The 18,260-nt window shown below is 65.8% G+C and carries 16 protein-coding genes; 7 read left to right on the top strand and 9 right to left on the bottom strand.

What is annotated here, in order from left to right:
- The first annotated feature begins 88 nt into the window (after positions 1-88).
- From egtB to PCA20602_RS01710, 3 genes are all read left to right on the top strand, one after another.
- Complete coding sequence (egtB, locus tag PCA20602_RS01700; protein WP_150719696.1) at positions 89-1,459, top strand: ergothioneine biosynthesis protein EgtB; 1,371 nt, start codon at positions 89-91, stop codon at positions 1,457-1,459.
- Entirely contained in the window at positions 1,459-2,448 is a 990-nt protein-coding gene (gene egtD / locus PCA20602_RS01705; RefSeq protein ID WP_150719697.1) for an L-histidine N(alpha)-methyltransferase, read from the top strand. The genes egtB and egtD overlap by 1 nt, the downstream gene beginning before the upstream one ends.
- Positions 2,449-2,923: 475 nt before the next feature.
- On the top strand, positions 2,924-3,751 hold the full coding sequence (locus PCA20602_RS01710) for a DUF4088 family protein (protein ID WP_069342770.1): 828 nt from the start codon (positions 2,924-2,926) through the stop codon (positions 3,749-3,751).
- 107 nt (positions 3,752-3,858) lie between these two features.
- Here the strand turns inward: PCA20602_RS01710 and PCA20602_RS01715 are convergent, their stop codons facing one another.
- From PCA20602_RS01715 to PCA20602_RS25500, 3 genes are all read right to left on the bottom strand, one after another.
- Entirely contained in the window at positions 3,859-4,752 is an 894-nt protein-coding gene (locus tag PCA20602_RS01715; RefSeq protein ID WP_150719698.1) for a DMT family transporter, read from the bottom strand.
- Between the two features lie 144 nt (positions 4,753-4,896).
- Positions 4,897-5,889 (bottom strand): hypothetical protein, encoded by a 993-nt coding sequence (locus PCA20602_RS01720; RefSeq protein ID WP_150719699.1) that lies wholly within the window; start codon positions 5,887-5,889, stop codon positions 4,897-4,899.
- Positions 5,886-6,062 (bottom strand): hypothetical protein, encoded by a 177-nt coding sequence (locus PCA20602_RS25500; RefSeq protein ID WP_174980705.1) that lies wholly within the window; start codon positions 6,060-6,062, stop codon positions 5,886-5,888. The genes PCA20602_RS01720 and PCA20602_RS25500 overlap by 4 nt, the downstream gene beginning before the upstream one ends.
- Before the next feature lie 603 nt (positions 6,063-6,665).
- Between PCA20602_RS25500 and PCA20602_RS01725 the strand changes: the two genes are divergently transcribed.
- A complete protein-coding gene (locus PCA20602_RS01725) occupies positions 6,666-7,142 on the top strand; it encodes a nitrate reductase associated protein (protein WP_150719700.1) in 477 nt (158 codons plus the stop codon).
- A 56-nt stretch (positions 7,143-7,198) separates the two neighbouring features.
- Here PCA20602_RS01725 and garD read toward each other — a convergent pair whose 3' ends face one another.
- Entirely contained in the window at positions 7,199-8,797 is a 1,599-nt protein-coding gene (gene garD, locus PCA20602_RS01730) for a galactarate dehydratase (RefSeq protein WP_246181972.1), read from the bottom strand.
- A gap of 387 nt (positions 8,798-9,184) precedes the next feature.
- Here garD and kdgD point away from each other — a divergent pair, with 387 nt between their 5' ends.
- The gene (kdgD, locus tag PCA20602_RS01735; RefSeq protein ID WP_150719701.1) at positions 9,185-10,096 is read left to right on the top strand and encodes a 5-dehydro-4-deoxyglucarate dehydratase; all 912 of its coding nucleotides are present in this window, start codon (positions 9,185-9,187) and stop codon (positions 10,094-10,096) included.
- Between the two features lie 11 nt (positions 10,097-10,107).
- Positions 10,108-11,682, top strand: coding sequence for an aldehyde dehydrogenase (NADP(+)) (locus PCA20602_RS01740; RefSeq protein WP_150719702.1), 1,575 nt, complete (start codon positions 10,108-10,110; stop codon positions 11,680-11,682).
- Between the two features lie 94 nt (positions 11,683-11,776).
- On the opposite strand, the gene PCA20602_RS01745 is transcribed toward PCA20602_RS01740, so the two are convergent.
- The 3 genes from PCA20602_RS01745 to PCA20602_RS01755 all read right to left on the bottom strand — a co-directional run bounded on the left by PCA20602_RS01745 (position 11,777) and on the right by PCA20602_RS01755 (position 13,942).
- Positions 11,777-12,769 (bottom strand): anti-sigma factor family protein, encoded by a 993-nt coding sequence (locus tag PCA20602_RS01745; RefSeq protein ID WP_150719703.1) that lies wholly within the window; start codon positions 12,767-12,769, stop codon positions 11,777-11,779.
- A complete protein-coding gene (locus PCA20602_RS01750) occupies positions 12,769-13,350 on the bottom strand; it encodes an RNA polymerase sigma factor (protein ID WP_069342779.1) in 582 nt (193 codons plus the stop codon). Before PCA20602_RS01750 ends, PCA20602_RS01745 begins: the two co-directional genes overlap by 1 nt.
- Before the next feature lie 199 nt (positions 13,351-13,549).
- Positions 13,550-13,942 carry a COG4315 family predicted lipoprotein gene (locus tag PCA20602_RS01755; protein WP_083253935.1) on the bottom strand — a complete coding sequence of 131 codons (393 nt, stop codon included), beginning with the start codon at positions 13,940-13,942 and terminating at the stop codon, positions 13,550-13,552.
- Positions 13,943-14,375: 433 nt separating this feature from the next.
- On the opposite strand from PCA20602_RS01755, the gene PCA20602_RS01760 reads away from it, so the two are divergent.
- Positions 14,376-16,073, top strand: a complete 1,698-nt coding sequence (locus tag PCA20602_RS01760) for a methyl-accepting chemotaxis protein (RefSeq protein ID WP_343031963.1) — start codon at positions 14,376-14,378, stop codon at positions 16,071-16,073.
- A 30-nt stretch (positions 16,074-16,103) separates the two neighbouring features.
- On the opposite strand, the gene PCA20602_RS01765 is transcribed toward PCA20602_RS01760, so the two are convergent.
- A complete protein-coding gene (locus PCA20602_RS01765) occupies positions 16,104-17,567 on the bottom strand; it encodes a heavy metal sensor histidine kinase (protein ID WP_150719705.1) in 1,464 nt (487 codons plus the stop codon).
- Positions 17,564-18,247, bottom strand: a complete 684-nt coding sequence (locus PCA20602_RS01770) for a heavy metal response regulator transcription factor (protein WP_150719706.1) — start codon at positions 18,245-18,247, stop codon at positions 17,564-17,566. Before PCA20602_RS01770 ends, PCA20602_RS01765 begins: the two co-directional genes overlap by 4 nt.
- Positions 18,248-18,260 lie beyond the last annotated feature (13 nt).

Genomic DNA, 18,260 nt, shown 5'->3' on the forward strand with positions numbered 1-18,260 from the left:
GCCCCACACTGGGGGTGTATGACGCCCGGACAACGGGTCTACAATAGGCAACACGTTTCACAACACGGTGTGTCCCCCGGGAATCCCCATGACCGTCCCCTGTTGTACGTCGCAAGCCGAGGCGCCCGCCGGCACCTCACCCAACGTCACCCGCTCGCGGATCGCACGCGACGGCCCGTCGACGCCCGCATCAACGCATCCATCAACACACGCACCTCAGCACGCATTAGCGCCGCCCGCGGCCCTGCATGACCGCTTCGACGCCGTGCGCGCCGCATCCGTCGCCTTCGCACAGGGCCTGTCGGACGCCGACGCCACCGTGCAGTCGATGCCGGACGCCAGCCCTATCAAGTGGCACCTTGCACACACCACCTGGTTTTTCGAGACGTTTTTGCTCGCAGAAGCCAACACCCCGGCCGGCGGACGCTATCGTCCCTACGATCCGCGATTCGCCTACCTCTTCAACTCGTATTACGAAGCCGCCGGGCCGCGTCATCCGCGCCCGCAGCGCGGACTGCTCTCCCGCCCCACGCTCGACGAAGTACTGGCCTATCGCCGCCACGTCGACGCCGCGATGCACGAGCGCCTGCTACACGCGGACCTCGCGCCTGAGACCGTTGCGCTCGTCACCCTCGGCCTGCATCACGAAGAGCAGCATCAGGAGCTGATGCACACCGATCTGCTGCACCTGTTCGCGCAGAACCCGCTGCGGCCCGCGCATCTGGAGCCGTCCGCCGTATTGCACGCCGCAGCCCCGTTGCAGTGGATCGAACACGACGGCGGGCAGCATCGCATCGGGCATCCGGGCGACGCCAGCCACGCGGGCGGCCCTTCCGACGCTTTTGCCTTCGATTGCGAAACCCCTTCGCATGACGTGCTGCTGCGCCCCTTCGCCATCGCCTCGCGCGTGGTGACGAACGGCGAATGGCGTGCGTTCATCGAGGACGGCGGCTACCGCATGGCAGGACTCTGGCTCTCCGATGGCTGGGCGACGGTGCAACGCGAAGGCTGGGGACACCCGCTGTACTGGGAGCTGCATCAGGGCGAATGGCAATCGATGACGCTCGCGGGCATGCAACCCGTCGACGACGACGCGCCCGTGCAACACGTCAGCTACTTCGAAGCCGATGCCTTCGCGCGCTGGGCCGGCAAGCGTCTGCCGACAGAACAGGAATGGGAGGTGGCGGCCAACGTCTCGTCACCCGCGCAACAAACGATGGAGCAACGCTTTGGCCCCGTATGGCAATGGACGGCAAGCCCGTACGTCGCCTACCCGGGATTCCGGACGGCATCGGGGGCCGTCGGCGAGTACAACGGCAAATTCATGTGTGGACAGTTCGTGCTGCGCGGCGGCTCGCTCGCCACGCCGCCGGGACACGCACGCGCCACGTACCGTAACTTCTTCTACCCGCATCAGCGCTGGCAGTTCTGCGGCCTGAGGCTCGCGGAGGACCGCTGATGTTGCAAGCCACGCAATCCAATCAAGCCGCAGCGTTCGTCTGCCCGTCGCTGCCGGAGAACGCCTTCGCCACCGACGTCCTCACCGGTCTCGGCCATACCCCGAAGACCCTGCCGAGCGCCTGGCTCTACGACCAGCGCGGCAGTGAACTCTTCGAGGAGATCACGGGACTCGACGAGTATTATCAGACGCGCACCGAAACGGCCCTGCTCGGGGAATGCGCCGCCGCCATCGCAGATGTCATCGGGCCCGACGCCGTCGTTGTCGAGTTCGGCAGCGGCTCCAGTCGCAAGACCCCGCTGCTGCTCGACGCACTCGTCACCCCGCGGGCCTACGTGCCCGTCGACATCGCTGACGAGTTTCTCGACGATGCCGTCGCCACGCTCGCACGCCGCTGCCCGGGCATTCCGATGCTGCCGGTGCGGGCGGACTTCACGCGTCCGTTCCATCTGCCGCCGCAGTTGCAGAACACGCAAGGTCCGAGACTGGGTTTCTTCCCCGGGTCGACCATCGGCAACTTCGCGCCCGCGCAAGCCGCCGCGTTCCTCGCGCACGTGGGCAAGATGCTCGGCCCGCGACGCCGCATGGTGGTCGGTGTCGACGCCTGCAAGGACCCCGCCGTGTTGCTGCCCGCCTACGACGACGCGCGCGGTGTGACGGCGCAGTTCGATCTGAACGTGCTCGTGCGCATCAACCGCGAACTCGACGGCGACCTGCCCCTCGATGCCTTCCGGCACGAAGCCCGCTTCAACGCCGGGGCGAGCCGCATCGAAATGCATCTGGTCGCGCAGCGCCCCTTCACGGCAACGGTGCTCGGCAAGTCCTTTCGCTTCACCGCAGGCGAGTCCATCCATACTGAGAACTCCTACAAATATGGACAGACGGAGTTTCGCGCACTGGCGAACTCTGCGGGCTGGGATATCGAACGCGTCTGGCTCGACGCCCGCTCCCGCTTCGCCGTCTACTTGCTACGCCCCGTCAGCGACTAATTCCCGCTGAGCCGACGCGCTCGTCAGAGCGCCGAACGCCATCGGAATCCCCGCCCTATGAGGATGACACCGGACACCCGATGTCATCCTCGCGATGCTCCCGGCACGGCCAGACGCCGACGCCACAAGTCGTTGAAAGAAAATGTGCGCCGGACGCTAAAGTTTTTGCATCGTTTTGCCGTTGATGCATGCAGACTCATGCTGCGCGTAACGCGAATCACCAATTCCGTGCGACGCAGACCATCTCACAGCGCACGGCCATGACCGCAGCGCACCGTTTATACGAATCGCTGCACATGACTTCACGCGCAATGGGGATGCACGTGGCACGAGCTTCGGCGGCAGCGCCTGTGGCTCGATGCACTCATACGGACGCCGGGCCGCCCGGCACGACTTCGCTCGTGCAACGCGCGCGCATCGCCGTTGCCGACGAAAGCGCGACGATCATGGCGATCGCGACGCGGGAGCCGTGCCGATGAGTCGCGTCGCTCTCACCCTCTCCGACACCGCACTCGCGGATCTGCAAAAGGACTTCGACGCCTTCGTGCGCATCTCGTCCGCCGTCGATCGTCATTTCACGCCCCCGTCGTTCGACGACTTCCTGCGCGCCCGCCTGCTCGACAGCACCGTGCCGCTCACGGAAGCCGCCGTGGCGCAGTTGCTCGCCGGCGGTCACTACGCATGGGCCAAACGCACCTTCGACAAGCAGTTTCCGGATGTCGTCTCGATCATCCTGAATCAGGCGCGTCAGCACGGGTTCTACTTCGTATCGCGCCCGGAATGGTCGCGTGAAGACATGGCGCGTCAGGCCAGCCGCTGGGCCGAAGGGATCGTGCGCGAAGCGAAGGGGGAAGAACGCATCGTGGAGTCGCTCGCCGGGCAGATCGTGACCTCGGCGCAGGACCTGCGCACGCTGGAAGCGACCTTGCAGACGCCGGCATGGCGCACCGCTTCGGTGCTGCGCGAGCGAGTATTCGAAGCGAAGCGCAGCGTGGAAACCGCCCGCACACTGCTGGCCCGGGAAAAGCTCGGTGAATTGCGAGCGCTACTCGACCTCGCCGTCATCTACGGTTCGGTCGGCGCTCAGGAAGCCGACCAGATTCTTGAGTATCTGGGCGTGCTGCGTCCAGAACTGTTCAACGACGACCCGGGCATCTTCGAGCGCCTCGCCGCCTGGTTGCGACGCCTGCTCACGCCGAGCATCCCGCGCGCCACGCCAGCCCCTGAAGTCCAGGTGCCCACGCTCGGCACCGAAGTCCCGCATCAGAACGCAGAGCCGCTGCAAACGCCCGTCGCACGCTAATCGCCGGACGGCGGCTGGCATATCGCGCCCGCCCGAGGTCGATGAGGGGTGGGTGTCCCATCAAGGCACAGCGCTGCGATGGCGCACATCACAACGCGCGGCCAATCTCACCGATTGAAGATCAGCGCCACACCAACGCTCGCGATCAGCGCGCCCCACCACGCACCCGCCGCCGGACGCTGCCGGGTGCGAATCCACAACAGCGGCAGCACCATCACCGGCGTGGTGGCCGAGAGCGTTGCGATCACCCCCGTATTGCCGTGCCCCATGCCGTACAGCAGCAACGTCATGCCGACGGCCACGCCGACGAAGCCGGACGCCGCCGTGAGTGCCAGCGTGCCCGGCGTGAACGCAGAGAAGATCGCGCGACCGCGGCGCGCCGCGATGATCGTCAGCCCCAGCGCCGAGACACCCACGCGCACCGCCGACGCCCCGACCGGATCCACCCCCGCCGCCATGACCGGCTTGGCGATCAATGTCCCGATGGAATGACACAGCGCCGCCGTCAGGCCGATGGCGACACCCACGCGCACGTCGCCTCGCACCGACTCCCAGTGATGGGCATCTTCGCGACGGCCACCGAACGCGATCGCCAGCGCCACGCCTGCCGTCACCAACGCCACACCGAGCACCGCCCGCCACCCGAGCGCCTCGCCCAGCCAGAAATAGCCGAGCACGGCCGTCATCGGGGCGTTGGTCGCGAAGACGATGGAGTTACGTCGCGGCCCGAGCCGGCCGAGCGACGTGTAAAGAATCGTGTCCCCGACGAGAATGCCGATCAGCCCCGACGCCGTGAGTCGCAGCCATTGCTCCAGCGTGAGCGACGGCCAGCCGCGCAGCACCGCGAGCGCGAACAGCAGCATCGCGAACACCAGCAACATCCGGGCGTAATTGAAGGGGAACGAACCGGCCTGACGGACAGGCGTGATGGCGATCATGCCGCTGCAAGCCCAGCAGAGGGCGGCACCGAGCGCGGCGAGGTAGGCGAGTTGGGTTGTCATGGTCAGGGGGCGGACGGCGCAGAGCCGCAACCGCCCCCGCCGTTGGGACGCCATTATACGAGTCACATGCCCCATTCGGGGGCATGAATTGCGCGTGACGATTCGCTATCGCTCCCCGAGCCAGTCCGCGCTAACCCGCTGGCGTCACAGCGCCTCGTCGAGCCGATACAACGCGTCGAACATCACACGATAAGCCGCCGCCACCCCATAGGCCCCCCGCAGCATCCGCAAGCGCGACGCCACATCCGGCTCGCCTGCGTCTTCGACCCATTGCGACAACAGCGCCGTGCCCCCGCAAACGCTCGCGTCGTGCCGGGCATGCGCGCACACGGCGGCGAAGCCGTCTGCCGCCGACGGATATCGCTGTGCGAGCGCGTCGAACTGCGCTTCGATCTCGCTGGCCGCCCGTACGGTCGACGGCGCCTGACACAGCGCACAGCAACCGACATAGGCCGGCATGTCGCCCGCCGCGCCGATGATGAAGTCGATGAGCGCGTGCGTCGCGTCGAACGCGCCGCTGTCGAGAAACGTCCGTGCCGCAGGACCGCATCGCAGCAACCCGGCTGCGAGCATCGTCGACTGCCCGCGCTGCTCGCGATACTGACGCAACAGCAGCGGCCGCAGTGCGGTGTCCGTGCAACGCTCGACGGCAATGCGGTTGTGGACGTCCGCCCCCGCCGCACGATGATAAAGCTGCGCGAGAAACGCCAGCACCTGGATGTCGCTCGACTCACCGGCGAGAAAGCGCGCCCAGAACGGCGCCGCGAAGATGCCTCGCACCCAGTCGTCGCAAATCCGGCCGAACGCCGGCACGATGTCGCGACGCGTCGCGGGCAGGACATGCACCAGCGCCTCGTCGACGAGCGTCGCCAGCCACGTGCCGGGCATCGGCGCTTCGGCGAGCAGTACGCCGTGTTTCACGCGCTCCAGCCACAGGGCGGTATCGGCGGGGGCATCGTGCAACGTGCACGACACTTCGTGAGACGTGACGGTCACCGTGTCCGGCGCACACGTCCATTGCGCATGCGGCGACGCGATCACCCAAACGGCAGTACCGGCCGACGCGCACGACGCCTCCGATACCGTCGACTTGCCCCCTGCCTCGGCGGCACCACACACGACGGATGCGACGCTCATCGGACGATGGCTCCCAGCACGGTCAGACATTCGGGCGAGACACTGCGCACCACTTCGATGCGCAACGCCTCGCGCGCGGCGGCATCCATCCCCGGCGGTTGCGCCGCCTGCGCCACACCGCCGCGCCGACTGTTGCGTGGTTTGCCACGTCCCGCACTGGCATGGCGTGACACGTCAGCGGCGTCCGGCGAGGACGGCGTCCCGCGGGCGGGCGCCGCCTTCGGTGCATCCAGAACGACGGGGAGAAACGGAAAGGGCATGGGCGATGGATTTGACGAATGGGACGACATGTCGACTCCTGTCGGCTGTTGAACGACTGCGCAATGGACTCGGGCAATGGCGCACCCGCAGAGGCAACCACCGGCTCGCAAAGCGGGATATCGACGACGCGACCGGCGGGGAGAGCGACTACCTTAGAAAATCCGGGCCGGGTGCGGAAGGAGCCCAAACTCTAGGACGATTCACATTAAGTGGATTGTGATCCGTCCGAAATTCCCGTCGAGCAGCCAACCGCCAGCCTTTCCGTGCCGTGGGATGTCACACGAAACGGACGATTTCCCAAGTGTCGATCGCGTCAATTTTGAGAAATATCCCAAGAACAAAAGGCGATCCCAAGAAGACACTTCGCTCGCCTGCAACGTCGAAGGCGTTCTCACCGTTGTCATATCGTGCAGACGAATCGCGTCCCGATGTCGCACCGGCACCTGCGCGACGCACGCCGGAGCGCGAGTACAATCGATCGCACGCCATACGTCGCCATTCAAGGAGTGACAGCCATGCATCTCTATCAGCGTCTGCCGATCTTTGTTTTCGAGATCGAAGCCTGCGAAAACCTGAAGTACATCACGATGGCGATTCGCTTCAATCTGGATCGCAACGGCCAGCATCTGTCGCTGGCGGACTGGCAGCGGCTGCCGCAGGAAGCGCGCGAGACGCTGGCCTCGTGCGTGCCGGGCGACGAGGACTTTGCGGCGCGTCTGGACGAGATTGCCCGCCAGCATCTCGGGCAGGAAGTCGAGCGCAGTGTCGATCCCGCGCCGACGGCGTGGCAGGACATGAACGCCTTGCCGCCGGGGTTGCTGAAACAATGCGAAATGGCGGATCTATTGCCGCCGGACGTCGGCAACTGGGGCACGCTGACGCCTTTCCGACGCTATGTGCTCACGAAGCTTTCGCGCCGCGACACGCTCAATCACTGCTTCGTGCCGGCGATGCTCGAATTCGGGCTGGCGCAGACACTGGCCGAACTCTGAGCCCTTTTGAGCAACACCTGGGTGTCTCACACCCTCCGGCGTCGCTTGCCCCGCGCTCAGGTCACCGGCGCCGGATTGAACAGCGTGAGCGCGTTGTGCAGGCCCCATCGCTCGGCCCACGTTTTCTCACCGCTGGCCACCGCGAGCATGAGGTGGAACAACTGCCAGCCGATGTCTTCGATCGTGGCCTCACCGGTTGCGATGCGTCCGGCATCCACATCCATCAGATCGTGCCACCGACGCGCCAGATCCGAGCGTGTCGCCACCTTGATGACAGGCACTTCGGCAAGTCCATACGGCGTGCCCCGCCCCGTCGTGAATACATGCAGATTGATGCCTGCTGCGAGTTGCAGCGTGCCGCAAATGAAGTCGCTGGCCGGCGTGGCCGCGTAGATCAACCCGCGTTGATGCGCCCGGTCGAGCTTCGCGCCCGGCGACACCACCCCGTGAATCGGCCCGCTGCCTGACTTCACGATCGACCCCATCGCCTTCTCGACGATGTTCGACAGACCGCCGCGCTTGTTGCCCGGGGTCGTGTTGGCGCTGCGGTCGACACGGCCGCGCTCCAGATACGCGTCGTACCAGGCCATCTCGCGAATCATGGCTTCGGCCACCTCGGGCGTTGCCGCGCGCGACGTCAGCTGATCGATGCCGTCGCGCACCTCGGTGACCTCCGAGAACATGACCGTCGCCCCCGCCCGCACGAGCAGGTCGGTGGCGAAGCCTACGGCCGGATTGGCCGTCACGCCGGAGAACGCGTCGCTGCCGCCGCACTGCACGCCGACCACCAGTTCGGACGCCGGCACGGTCTCGCGCCGGCGCGCATCGAGCCGCGCCAGATGCGTGCGCGCCGTCGACAGAATCGAATCGATCATCGACAGGAAGCCGACATGGGCGTCGTCCTGCAAGCAGACCGTGTCGGGCTTGCCGTCGGCGCCCGCGCTGCCGATGGGAATGCTGCCCTCCGGCAACAGGCGCTCCGGCTGCAACTTCTCGCAGCCCAGACTCACCACCATCACTTCACCGCCGAAGTTCGGGTTCGTGGCGATATTGCGCAGCGTACGGATAGGGACGATGGCATCCGGTGCGTCGATGGCAACGCCGCACCCGTAGGTATGCTCCAGCGCGACAACGTCGTCGACGTTCGGATACTGCGGCAGCAACGTCTCCTTGATGCGCTTGACCGCGAACTCGACCACGCCCGCCACGCATTGCACCGTGGTCGTGATCGCCAGGATGTTGCGCGTGCCGACGGAACCGTCGGCATTGCGATAGCCCTGGAACGTAAAGCCTTCGAGCGGCGGCAACTCGGCCGGCACACGCGTGCCGATCGGCAGACGATCCAGCGACGGCGCCTCGGGCATCGTCAGGTTGCGCTCGTTGACCCAGCTTCCCGCTGGCAGCACACGCGCGGCATAGCCGATCACCACGCCATAGCGGATCGCCGCGGCCCCTTCGGCCAGATCGGTCAGCGCAACCTTGTGGCCTTGCGGCACGGCGTCGACCAGCGTGAGACCGTCCGCGAACCGGCTGCCAGCGGGCAGCCCACCGTCGTTCACCACAATGGCGACGTTGTCGTCCGCCTGCATCCGGATATAGCGCGGCACCGCCTGCCCCACACCGCCGCTGTCGTTCATCGATCCCTTCGACGTCATTTCGCTCCCTCCTCCCCTTGACTTTCCCGCACCGGCGTCATCCGTCTCAGGCCACGCTCGCACGTCTGAATGCGTACGATCTGTCGCGCCATACCGACACAGGCACAAAAACCGGCGGCAGTCGTTGATGTTCGCTCAACCACCCGTCACTTATGCGTCATCATACATCTAGATACCCCGCTATGCGCGGACTTCCGGGGTTCTCGCAGAATCAGGAAAAACCCTTCCGTGGCCTTTTGCGGGTTTATCCCACTGCCATTCGACGGGTCAGCCTCTTGTCCGACCTCATCACATGTTATACGATGACATATAACTCAGCGCCGAGCGCTGGTTGAGCGCCATCTTTATTCATCGAATCCGGCCCTGTGGCCGACAGGAACTCTTGAAATGACCGCACCTCAAGAACTCAAGCAGATCGTCTCCGACGGCTTGTTGTCTTTCCCCGTGACCGACTTCGACGCTAACGGCGACTTCAACGCGCGCGGCTACGCGGCGCGTCTGGAGTGGCTGGCGCCGTTCGGCGCGACGGCGCTCTTCGCCGCGGGCGGCACGGGCGAGTTCTTCTCGCTCACCCCGCAGGACTACAGCGCCGTCATCAAGACGGCGGTGGACACCTGCGCCGGCAAAGTGCCGATTCTCGCAGGTGCCGGCGGCCCGACGCGTCTGGCCATCGAATATGCGCAGGAAGCCGAGCGTCTGGGCGCGAAGGGCGTGCTGCTCATGCCGCATTACCTGACCGAAGCGAGCCTCGACGGCATCGCTGCGCACGTCGAACAGGTCTGCAAGGCCGTGAACATCGGCGTGATCGTCTACAACCGTGCGAACTCGAAGCTCGGCGCCGACCAGCTCGAACGTCTGGCCGAGACCTGCCCGAACCTGATCGGCTTCAAGGACGGCGTGGGTGACATCGAGCGCATGGTGCAGATTCGTCGCCGCATGGGCGATCGTTTCTCGTATCTGGGCGGTCTGCCCACGGCGGAAGTCTATGCCGCCGCTTACCGTGCACTGGGCGTGCCGGTGTACTCGTCGGCCGTGTTCAACTTCATTCCGAAGACCGCGATGAAGTTCTATCACGCCGTGTGCAACAACGATCAGCAGACGCTGGGGCATCTGCTCGACACGTTCTTCCTGCCGTATCTGGAGATTCGCAACCGTCGCGCGGGCTACGCCGTGAGCATCGTCAAGGCAGGCGCGAAGCTGGTCGGTCACGATGCCGGTCCGGTGCGCGCACCGCTGACCGATCTGCTGCCGAATGAGCTCGAAGCGCTCGACGCCCTCATCAAGCAAGTCGAAGGCTAAGGGGACCGCTCATGCAGATCACCGGTGAGATGTTGATCGGCCGCGCCGATGTGCGCGGCAGCGCCGGAACGCTCGAAGCGTTCGATCCGTCGCATGGCGAGCGTCTGACGCCGACGTTCGGCGCAGGCACGGTGCAGGACGTCGAACGGGCGTGCGACCTCGCGCGCGCCGCGTTCGATCCGTTCCGTTCGCTGCCGCTGGCCAAACGCGCCGAGTTTCTGGAAGCCGTGGCGCAGGCGATTCTCGATCTGGGCGACGCGCTCATCGAGCGTGCGCACGCCGAGACCGGTCTGCCCGTGGCACGCCTGCAAGGCGAGCGCGGACGCACCGTCGGCCAGTTGCGGATGTTCGCCCGCGTGGTGCGCGACGGCCACTTCCTCGATGCCACCATCGACCCCGCACAACCGGCACGAGAACCGCTGCCGCGCAGCGACCTGCGTCTGGCGAAGATCGGCCTCGGCCCTGTGGCCGTGTTCGGTGCAAGCAATTTCCCGCTGGCGTTTTCGGTAGCGGGTGGCGACACGGCATCGGCGTTTGCCGCCGGTTGCCCGGTGATCGTCAAGGCGCACTCGGCGCATCTGGGCACCTCGGAACTCGTCGCACGCGCCGTGCGCGCCGCAGTGCAGAAACTGGATTTGCCGGAAGGCGTGTTCTCGCTGCTCGTGGGTGAGCGTGCCGTCGGCGAAGCGCTGGTCGCGCATCCGGCGATTGCCGCCGTGGGCTTTACCGGCTCGCGCAACGGCGGTCTCGCGCTGCAACGCATCGCGCAATCGCGCGCCGTGCCGATTCCCGTGTATGCCGAGATGAGCAGCATCAATCCGGTGTACCTGCTGCCCGAAGCATTGGCGGCCCGGGGCGAAGCGATCGCCCGGGGGTTCGTCGATTCGCTGACGATGGGCGTCGGCCAGTTCTGTACGAATCCGGGGCTGGTGCTGGGGATTGCGGGCGACGCGCTCGAACGCTTCTGCCAGACGGCATCGGACGCACTCACAGCCAAAGCCGCCGGCACCATGCTCACGCCGGGCATCGCGCAAGCGTACGACAAGGGTGTGGGGCGTCTGGTCGACGAACCGAACGTGACGTTGGTCGCACGCGGTCAGTCGGGCGGCGCGTGTCAGGGTCAGGCTGCGCTGTTCCGCACGAGGGCCGCCGAATTCCTCGCTACGCCCGCATTGCACGACGAGATGTTCGGTCCGGCGTCGGTCGTGATTGCCTGCGATACCGTCGACGAGATGATTGCGATCACCGAACGTCTGGAAGGCCAGCTGACGGCGACGTTGCAACTCGACACGGGCGACACCGCGACGGCGCGTCGTCTGCTGCCGAGTCTGGAGCGTCGTGCCGGACGCATTCTCGCCAACGGTTTCCCGACCGGTGTCGAAGTGTGTCACGCAATGGTCCACGGCGGTCCGTTCCCCGCCACGTCGAATGCGATGTTCACGTCAGTCGGCGCTTCGGCCATCGATCGCTTCCTGCGTCCGGTGTGCTATCAGGACTTGCCGGATACGCTCTTGCCGGAAGCCTTGCAAGAAGGCAACCCGCTGAACCTGTGGCGACTGCGTGACGGCGCGCTTGCGCAGCAGTAAGCCCGTAAGCGAAACGCACGCTGTAATGACAAACGCCCTCGGTTTCGAGGGCGTTTGTTTTGATTCGGCGAAGACAGCGATGATTGCGACGACGTCAGGACGCCGCGCGATCCGGCCGCAGCTCCGGCAACATCAGCATGCCGTACAGCGGCGTGACGGGACCGTCTGCCAGCGCCTTGGCGACCGCCTTGAGATCCGTCGATCCGGGCGCGCCGATCAGCGCATAGCCGATCTGACCCTTGCGCCACGTCACCACGCCCATGCTATCGACCTTCTGCTCCGCGACACCCTGATCGGGACGCGTATCGCGCACCACGCACAGCGCCACGGGATCGCCCTTCGCCGGGAGATACACCATCTGCACCAGCGCGCTGTCCTTCCAGCGCAGACGTTGCACGCGCTTGAACGTCAGCCCTTGCGAGCGCAGATCGGGCACGCTGATGTCGAGCTTGTCGTTCTGACGGATGTCGCTCACGGTACGCTCGGTGTCGCCGTCGTCCACATGGATGGAAGCGACGGTGTCACGCGCATACAACTGCTGATACTCAGCCGCCGCGCGCACCCACGTGCGGCCCTGTTCGGGCTTCGCCGGGACTGACGCGGTCATGAACCCGCCCGTGCCGCCCTGATTCAGCACGCCGGAGAGCAACGGCAACGTGACGGCGGTGGCGGCAACACCCGCCGCGAAAGCGGCGGCGAGCCACCACAGGCGCACGCGTCGCCCGGCCGGGGCATCGTTGGCGGCCGGCGCCTGATGCATAGCATCGACCTGAACCGGATGACCCGGTGCGACCGGATCGGCAGCCCTGAGCGTTGCGGGCACTTCCTGCATGTCCTGTGCCCCCGCCGTCTGACGTTGCGCGTGCGAGCGCAGCAGCGCATCGAGGCTGGCCGTGAGGCTTTCGGGGACGGGCGGGATCGCCTGCGCCGCGAAGGTCTCGCGGTACGGCAGACGCGACGCGCGCAACGACTCGACCGCGTCGGCCAGTTCGGGCGACGCGGCGATGGCCGCTTCCACTTCCGCGCGCTCCGCTACGGGGAGTGCGCCGTCGACGTAAGCGAGCAGGCGGATATCGTCTTCGTTCATCACGCGTCCTCCTCACGTGCGCCGGCTGCGGGACCGGAGCGATGCTCGCGCTGTGCGCGATCCGCAAGGCGGGGTTGCCCCTCGGGGTTACGAAACTGATCGCCGATGGTTCGGCGGGCTCGCGACAAACGGCTCATGACGGTGCCGATAGGCACGTCGAGCACATCTGCCGCCTCCTGATAACTCATTCCCTCCACTGCCACGAGCAGCAGCACGAGGCGCTGCGCTTCGGGCAGACTGTCCACCGCGCCGAAGACCTGGCGATAGCTCGCGAGATCCTCGGGCGTGGACGCCTGAAGATCCGGAATCGCTTCGACGTCGGCCTCGTCCCACGCGAGACTGCCGCGCGAACGCACGCGACGCGCGCGGATCTCGTTGATCCACGTCGTGTGCACGATACTGAACATCCAGCTCAACGCCGAGGTGCCCGGCTGCCACTGGTGCACGCGCTCAAGCGCGTGCACGCAAGCGCGTTGCACGAGATCCTCGGCATCATGACGATCGCCCGTAATACGCAAGGCGAACGCCCAGAGGCGTGGCAGCAAGCCCGGAAGCAAGCTGGGTAAATCCTGACCGGTCATCGGCGAATTTCCTGGCGGAGGGTGCCTGGCGGCAAGCCAGTCCGAAGCATCGCCGGCGAATGCCGCCGGCGCTTGCTGCGAAATTATACTGAGCCGCCGCGATTTTGCGCGGTCCGACCCGGCAGGCCGATATGCCAACACCCTCTCGCTCCCCGTCAGGATTCCCTAAACGCCTGGCTTGCGCCTCGTTGGCGGCCGCTCAGGGCTTGACAACGTGCCACACGTCCTTGACGCCATCGCCCTTCTTGTCGCCCGCGGCAGCGTCCTTCACGAACAGATACAGCGGCTTGCCCTTGTAGGCCCACTGCTTCATGCCGTCATCGCGCGTCACGATGGAGTAGTTGCCTTCGGCTTTCGCACCTGCGTCGGCCATGACCGGCGGCCAGGCAGTGGCGCACTGGCCGTTACAGACGCTCTTGCCGCTGCCTGCCACATCGTTATCGAACGTATAGACGGTGCGGCTCTGGGCGTCGACGAGCACGCCGTCGGCGGTCTTGAGCGGGACTTCCGCGTGGGCGGCGGCGGCAGCGAACAGACCGGCGGCAGCCACGAGGCTGGTGAGCACAGCGGACATCGATTGACGTTGGTTCATGACTTGGCTCCTGAGTGAAATGTCGTTGTCGACACTCTCTGAACGCTTGGCGCCGACGCTTTATTCCGCACGCTTTTATCGATATTTTTTGCTGCGCCGCAGCACGTCGTGACGACAATCCTCGCGCCGTCACCACGCCGTCATGCACTCGTCCGCCCCTCGGTCAGCGCGGCACAACGCAAGCTCAATCGCAAACTTTCAACGAACCGTTGATCTCTATCCACGCTCGCCAGGCGGAATAATCGACGTCTTCACGGGGTTTGCCCTGTGGGCAATGCACGCGCCCGGCACACTTTCGCGCCCCCTCCGGTGCGCGCATTGACGACCAATAAGAACGATCAGACCAGACACCGATATGAAAGCGCCCTCCCGCCCGTCACTCTCACTGCACTCACCACACTCACCGCACTTATCGCATCAGCCGCGCCTGAGCGTGGCCGCCCGCCTCGGGCTGAGCTTCACCGTGATCCTCGTCATGATGCTGGCCCTCGCCGCACTCGCCGTGCTGCGCGTGCATGGCATCGAGCGCACGCTCACGAACATCAGCGACAACAACAACGTCAAGCAGCAGTACGCCGTGAACTTTCGCGGCAGCGTGCACGACCGCGCCATCGCCGTACGCGACCTCACCCTGGCCGACGATAGCCACGTCGATGAAATCGTCTCGCTCATCGAACGCCTGAACGCCGACTACCAGCGCTCCGCCGGGCCGATGGACGCCCTCTTCACCCCGGCCAACGCCGGCAACGTCCGCCCCGAAGAACGCGAAGACCTCGCCGCGATCAAGGCGATCGAAGCGCGCACGCAGCCGATCATCGCGCAGGTGATCACGCTGCGCCGCGCGGGCGATCTCGACGGCGCACGACGTCTCGTGCTCGATCAGGCACGCCCGGCATTCGTGGACTGGCTGGCCGCGATCAACCGCATGATCGATCTGGAAGACCGCACCAGTCATACGGAGTCGATGGAAGCGGTCGCGAGCGCGCACGGGTTCCAGAACGTGATGCTCGCGCTGGTGATCGTGGCGCTGACGTGCGGCGCGGTGATGGCGTTTCTCATCACGCGCCAGTTGCGACGCGCGCTCGGCGCCGAGCCGGACGACGTCAAGGCACTCGCACTGGCTGTCGACCGTGGCGAGCTGTATCACGAGTTCGACCTGGGCCATGGCGCCTCCGCCAACGGCGCGAACCGTGAGCGCGACACGAGCATCATGGCGTCGCTCGCGGAGATGGCGACCAACCTGCGCCGCGCGGTGACGCAAGTGCGCCACGCCTCGCATGACGTCATCGAGATCAGCCATCGCATCGCGTCGGGCAACCGCGACCTCGCAGCGCGCACGGCCGAGCAGGCCAGCTCGCTGGAACAGACGGCAGCGGCGATGGAAGAACTGACCTCGACCGTCAGTCAGAATGACGAGAACTCGCGCGGGGCCAACGACCTCGCACACCGTGCCGCCGAAATGGCCGAGCAAGGCGGGTCGATGGTCGAACAGGTGGTCACGACGATGTCGTCCATCGATGCGTCGTCACGCAAGATCGTCGACATCATCGCGGTCATCGAAGGCATTGCGTTCCAGACGAACATCCTTGCGCTCAATGCCGCCGTGGAAGCCGCACGCGCGGGCGAGCAAGGCAAGGGATTCGCCGTGGTGGCAGCGGAAGTGCGCAGCCTCGCAGGACGCAGCTCGGCCGCCGCCAAGGAAGTGAAGCAACTGATCGACGCCTCGGTCTCGCAAGTCGCCTCGGGCACCACACTCGTGCAGAACGCGGGCAATACGATGCGTGAGATCGTCGCGCGCGTGAAGCAGGTCAGCAACGCCATGGACGAGATCAGCGCCGCCAGCCACGAGCAGAAGCAGGGGATCGAGGAAGTGAACCGCGCGATTGCATTGATGGATCAGGTGACGTCGCACAATGCCGCGCTGGTGGAAGACGCCGGCGCCGCCGCACAGATGCTGCAACAGCAGGCGCAGGCGCTCACACTGGCCGTCGGCCGCTTCCATCTGGAAGCCGACGATGCCGGTCTCGATGCCACACCGGCCGCCTATGCAACGTCGGCACAGGCCTCGAACGACGCCGGGCACGACGCGGGCGCGGCCACTCGCCCGGTGAAGGTGCTGCGCGCAAGCTGACGCGCCTCTCTATCACCGTCCCCTTCCCCTTCACCCCTTCACGTCCGCGCGCAAGGGAAAGCTGAGGACCAGCGACGTGCCATTGCGCGCGTCGCTGCTCGCGGTGACCTCGCCGCCGTGCAGTTCCACGATGGATTTGACGATCGCCAGACCGAGGCCGGTGCCGCCGGTTCTGGCGTCTTCCTCGTTGTGCCGCGACGGATCGACACGGTAGAGCCGATCGAAGATACGCGGCAAGTGCTCCGGCGCGATCACGTCGCCCACGTTATGTACGCGAATCCTCGCGTGTCCGGGCGTCGTAGTGCAAGACACCGAGATCACGCTGCCCGCGCGCGAATGCCGGATGGCATTGACGAGCACGTTCGCCAGCGCACGCCGCACCAGCGCCCGATCGACCGCTGCGGCAGCGTCGCCCTCGACCTTCAGCCCAAGCCCTGCCTCCTCCGCCATCGGCAAGAAGTCCTCGACCAGCGAGACCGCGATAGCCGCCAGCGAACTCGCCTCACGTCGGATTTCCGTATGCGCCGATTCGGCACGCGCGAGAAACAGCATTGTCGAGATCATGTGCGACAGACGCTCGCACTCCTCGATGGCCGACACCAGTACCGCCCGGTACTCCGCTGGCGGACGTTCACGCGAGAGCGCAACCTGCGCCTCTCCCATCATGTTCGATATCGGCGTGCGCAAGTCGTGCGCGAGGTCCGACGAGAACTGCGAGAGCCGCGTGAACGACTCGTTCAGCCGCGCAAGCATGCGGTTGAACGCATGCGTGAGGTCGCGAAGTTCCGCAGGGATGTCGTCTTCCGGCAGTGGCTCGCCCTCGTTGCCGAGCCGCTCGCCCGACACCTGTTCAGCGGCGCGGGTAAGCCGTTGCAGCGGACGCAGACCGAGCGTCACCAGCCAGAACGTCAACGCCCCGATAAGCACGGTGCCCGCGATTTGCACCGCCAGCGCGGTCAGCGCGAACTGCGTGAGAACGGCCAGCCGCTCCGTCGAATCCAACTGCACGACGAGGACGACGTGCGCGGCGTCAGCGCCACCGTCGCCGATCACGGCATCTGCCGCGACGTATTGCAGACGCTCGCCGGGCTTGCCTCTGCCGAGCCGGTGCACATCGTCGTCGCCGGGCGTCTTGCCGGAGCCGACACGCGTCAGTTCGCCTGTGGCAGATCGATACCCCCGGCTCGCCACGAGCGTCTTGCCGTCGGTGTCGAGCACGGCAAAATCGAGATTCTGATGGCCGTGTGTCGCGTCGTACCAGCGACGCGGGTCCGCACCGATCTCGGCCTTCGTCGAGATGCTGCCCAGTTCGTGGCGCAGCGCGGTGACGGTGCCCAGCAGATCCTGATGCGCGCGCACCCGCAATTGCTCGGAGAGCGCGAAGTATTGATAGAGCAGAATCAGCGCGAGCACCATGAACTCGCACGCGGCGATAATGAACGTGAGACGCGCGCGCAAGGAGCGCGTGCGCCGCGCACGCAACGAGAAATTCATGACGCCGTGCCCTCGCGGCGTTCAAGCACGTAGCCCATGCCTCTGACGGTATGGATCAGCTTGGGCTCGAACGGATCGTCGATCTTCGCGCGCAAGCGCCGCATGGTCACGTCGACGATGTTGGTGTCGCTGTCGAAATTGACGTCCCACACCTGCGAGGCGATCAGACTGCGCGGCAGGATCTCGCCCTGACGTCGCATCAACAACGCAAGCAACAGGAACTCCTTGGCGGTGAGCACGATGCTCGTTCCCTGACGCATGGCTTTGTGGCCCAGCAGATTCAGTTCGAGATCGCCGACGACGAGCACGTCTGACTCTCGCGTACGCCCTCGTCGCAGGATCGTGCGGATGCGGGCAAGCAGCTCCGCAAAGGCGAACGGCTTGGTCATGTAGTCGTCCGCCCCCAGATCCAGCCCCTTGACCCGATCGCCGAGATCGTCGCGCGCCGTCAGGAACAGGACCGCCGTATCCTGCTGCGCGCGCAACTGGTCCAGCACCTGCCAGCCGCTCTTGCCCGGCAGCATCACGTCGAGAATCACGAGATCGTAGGCGCCGGTCACCGCCATGTGCAGGCCGTCGACGCCATCACCGGCGACATCGACCACGTAACCGGCCTCCGTCAATCCTTTCTTCAGGTACTGACTCGTCTTGAACTCGTCCTCGACGACAAGAATTCTCATACCTCCTCCTACC

The sequence above is a fragment of the Pandoraea capi genome, assembly GCF_902459735.1.
In the GTDB taxonomy this organism is placed as follows: Bacteria; Pseudomonadota; Gammaproteobacteria; order Burkholderiales; family Burkholderiaceae; genus Pandoraea; species Pandoraea capi.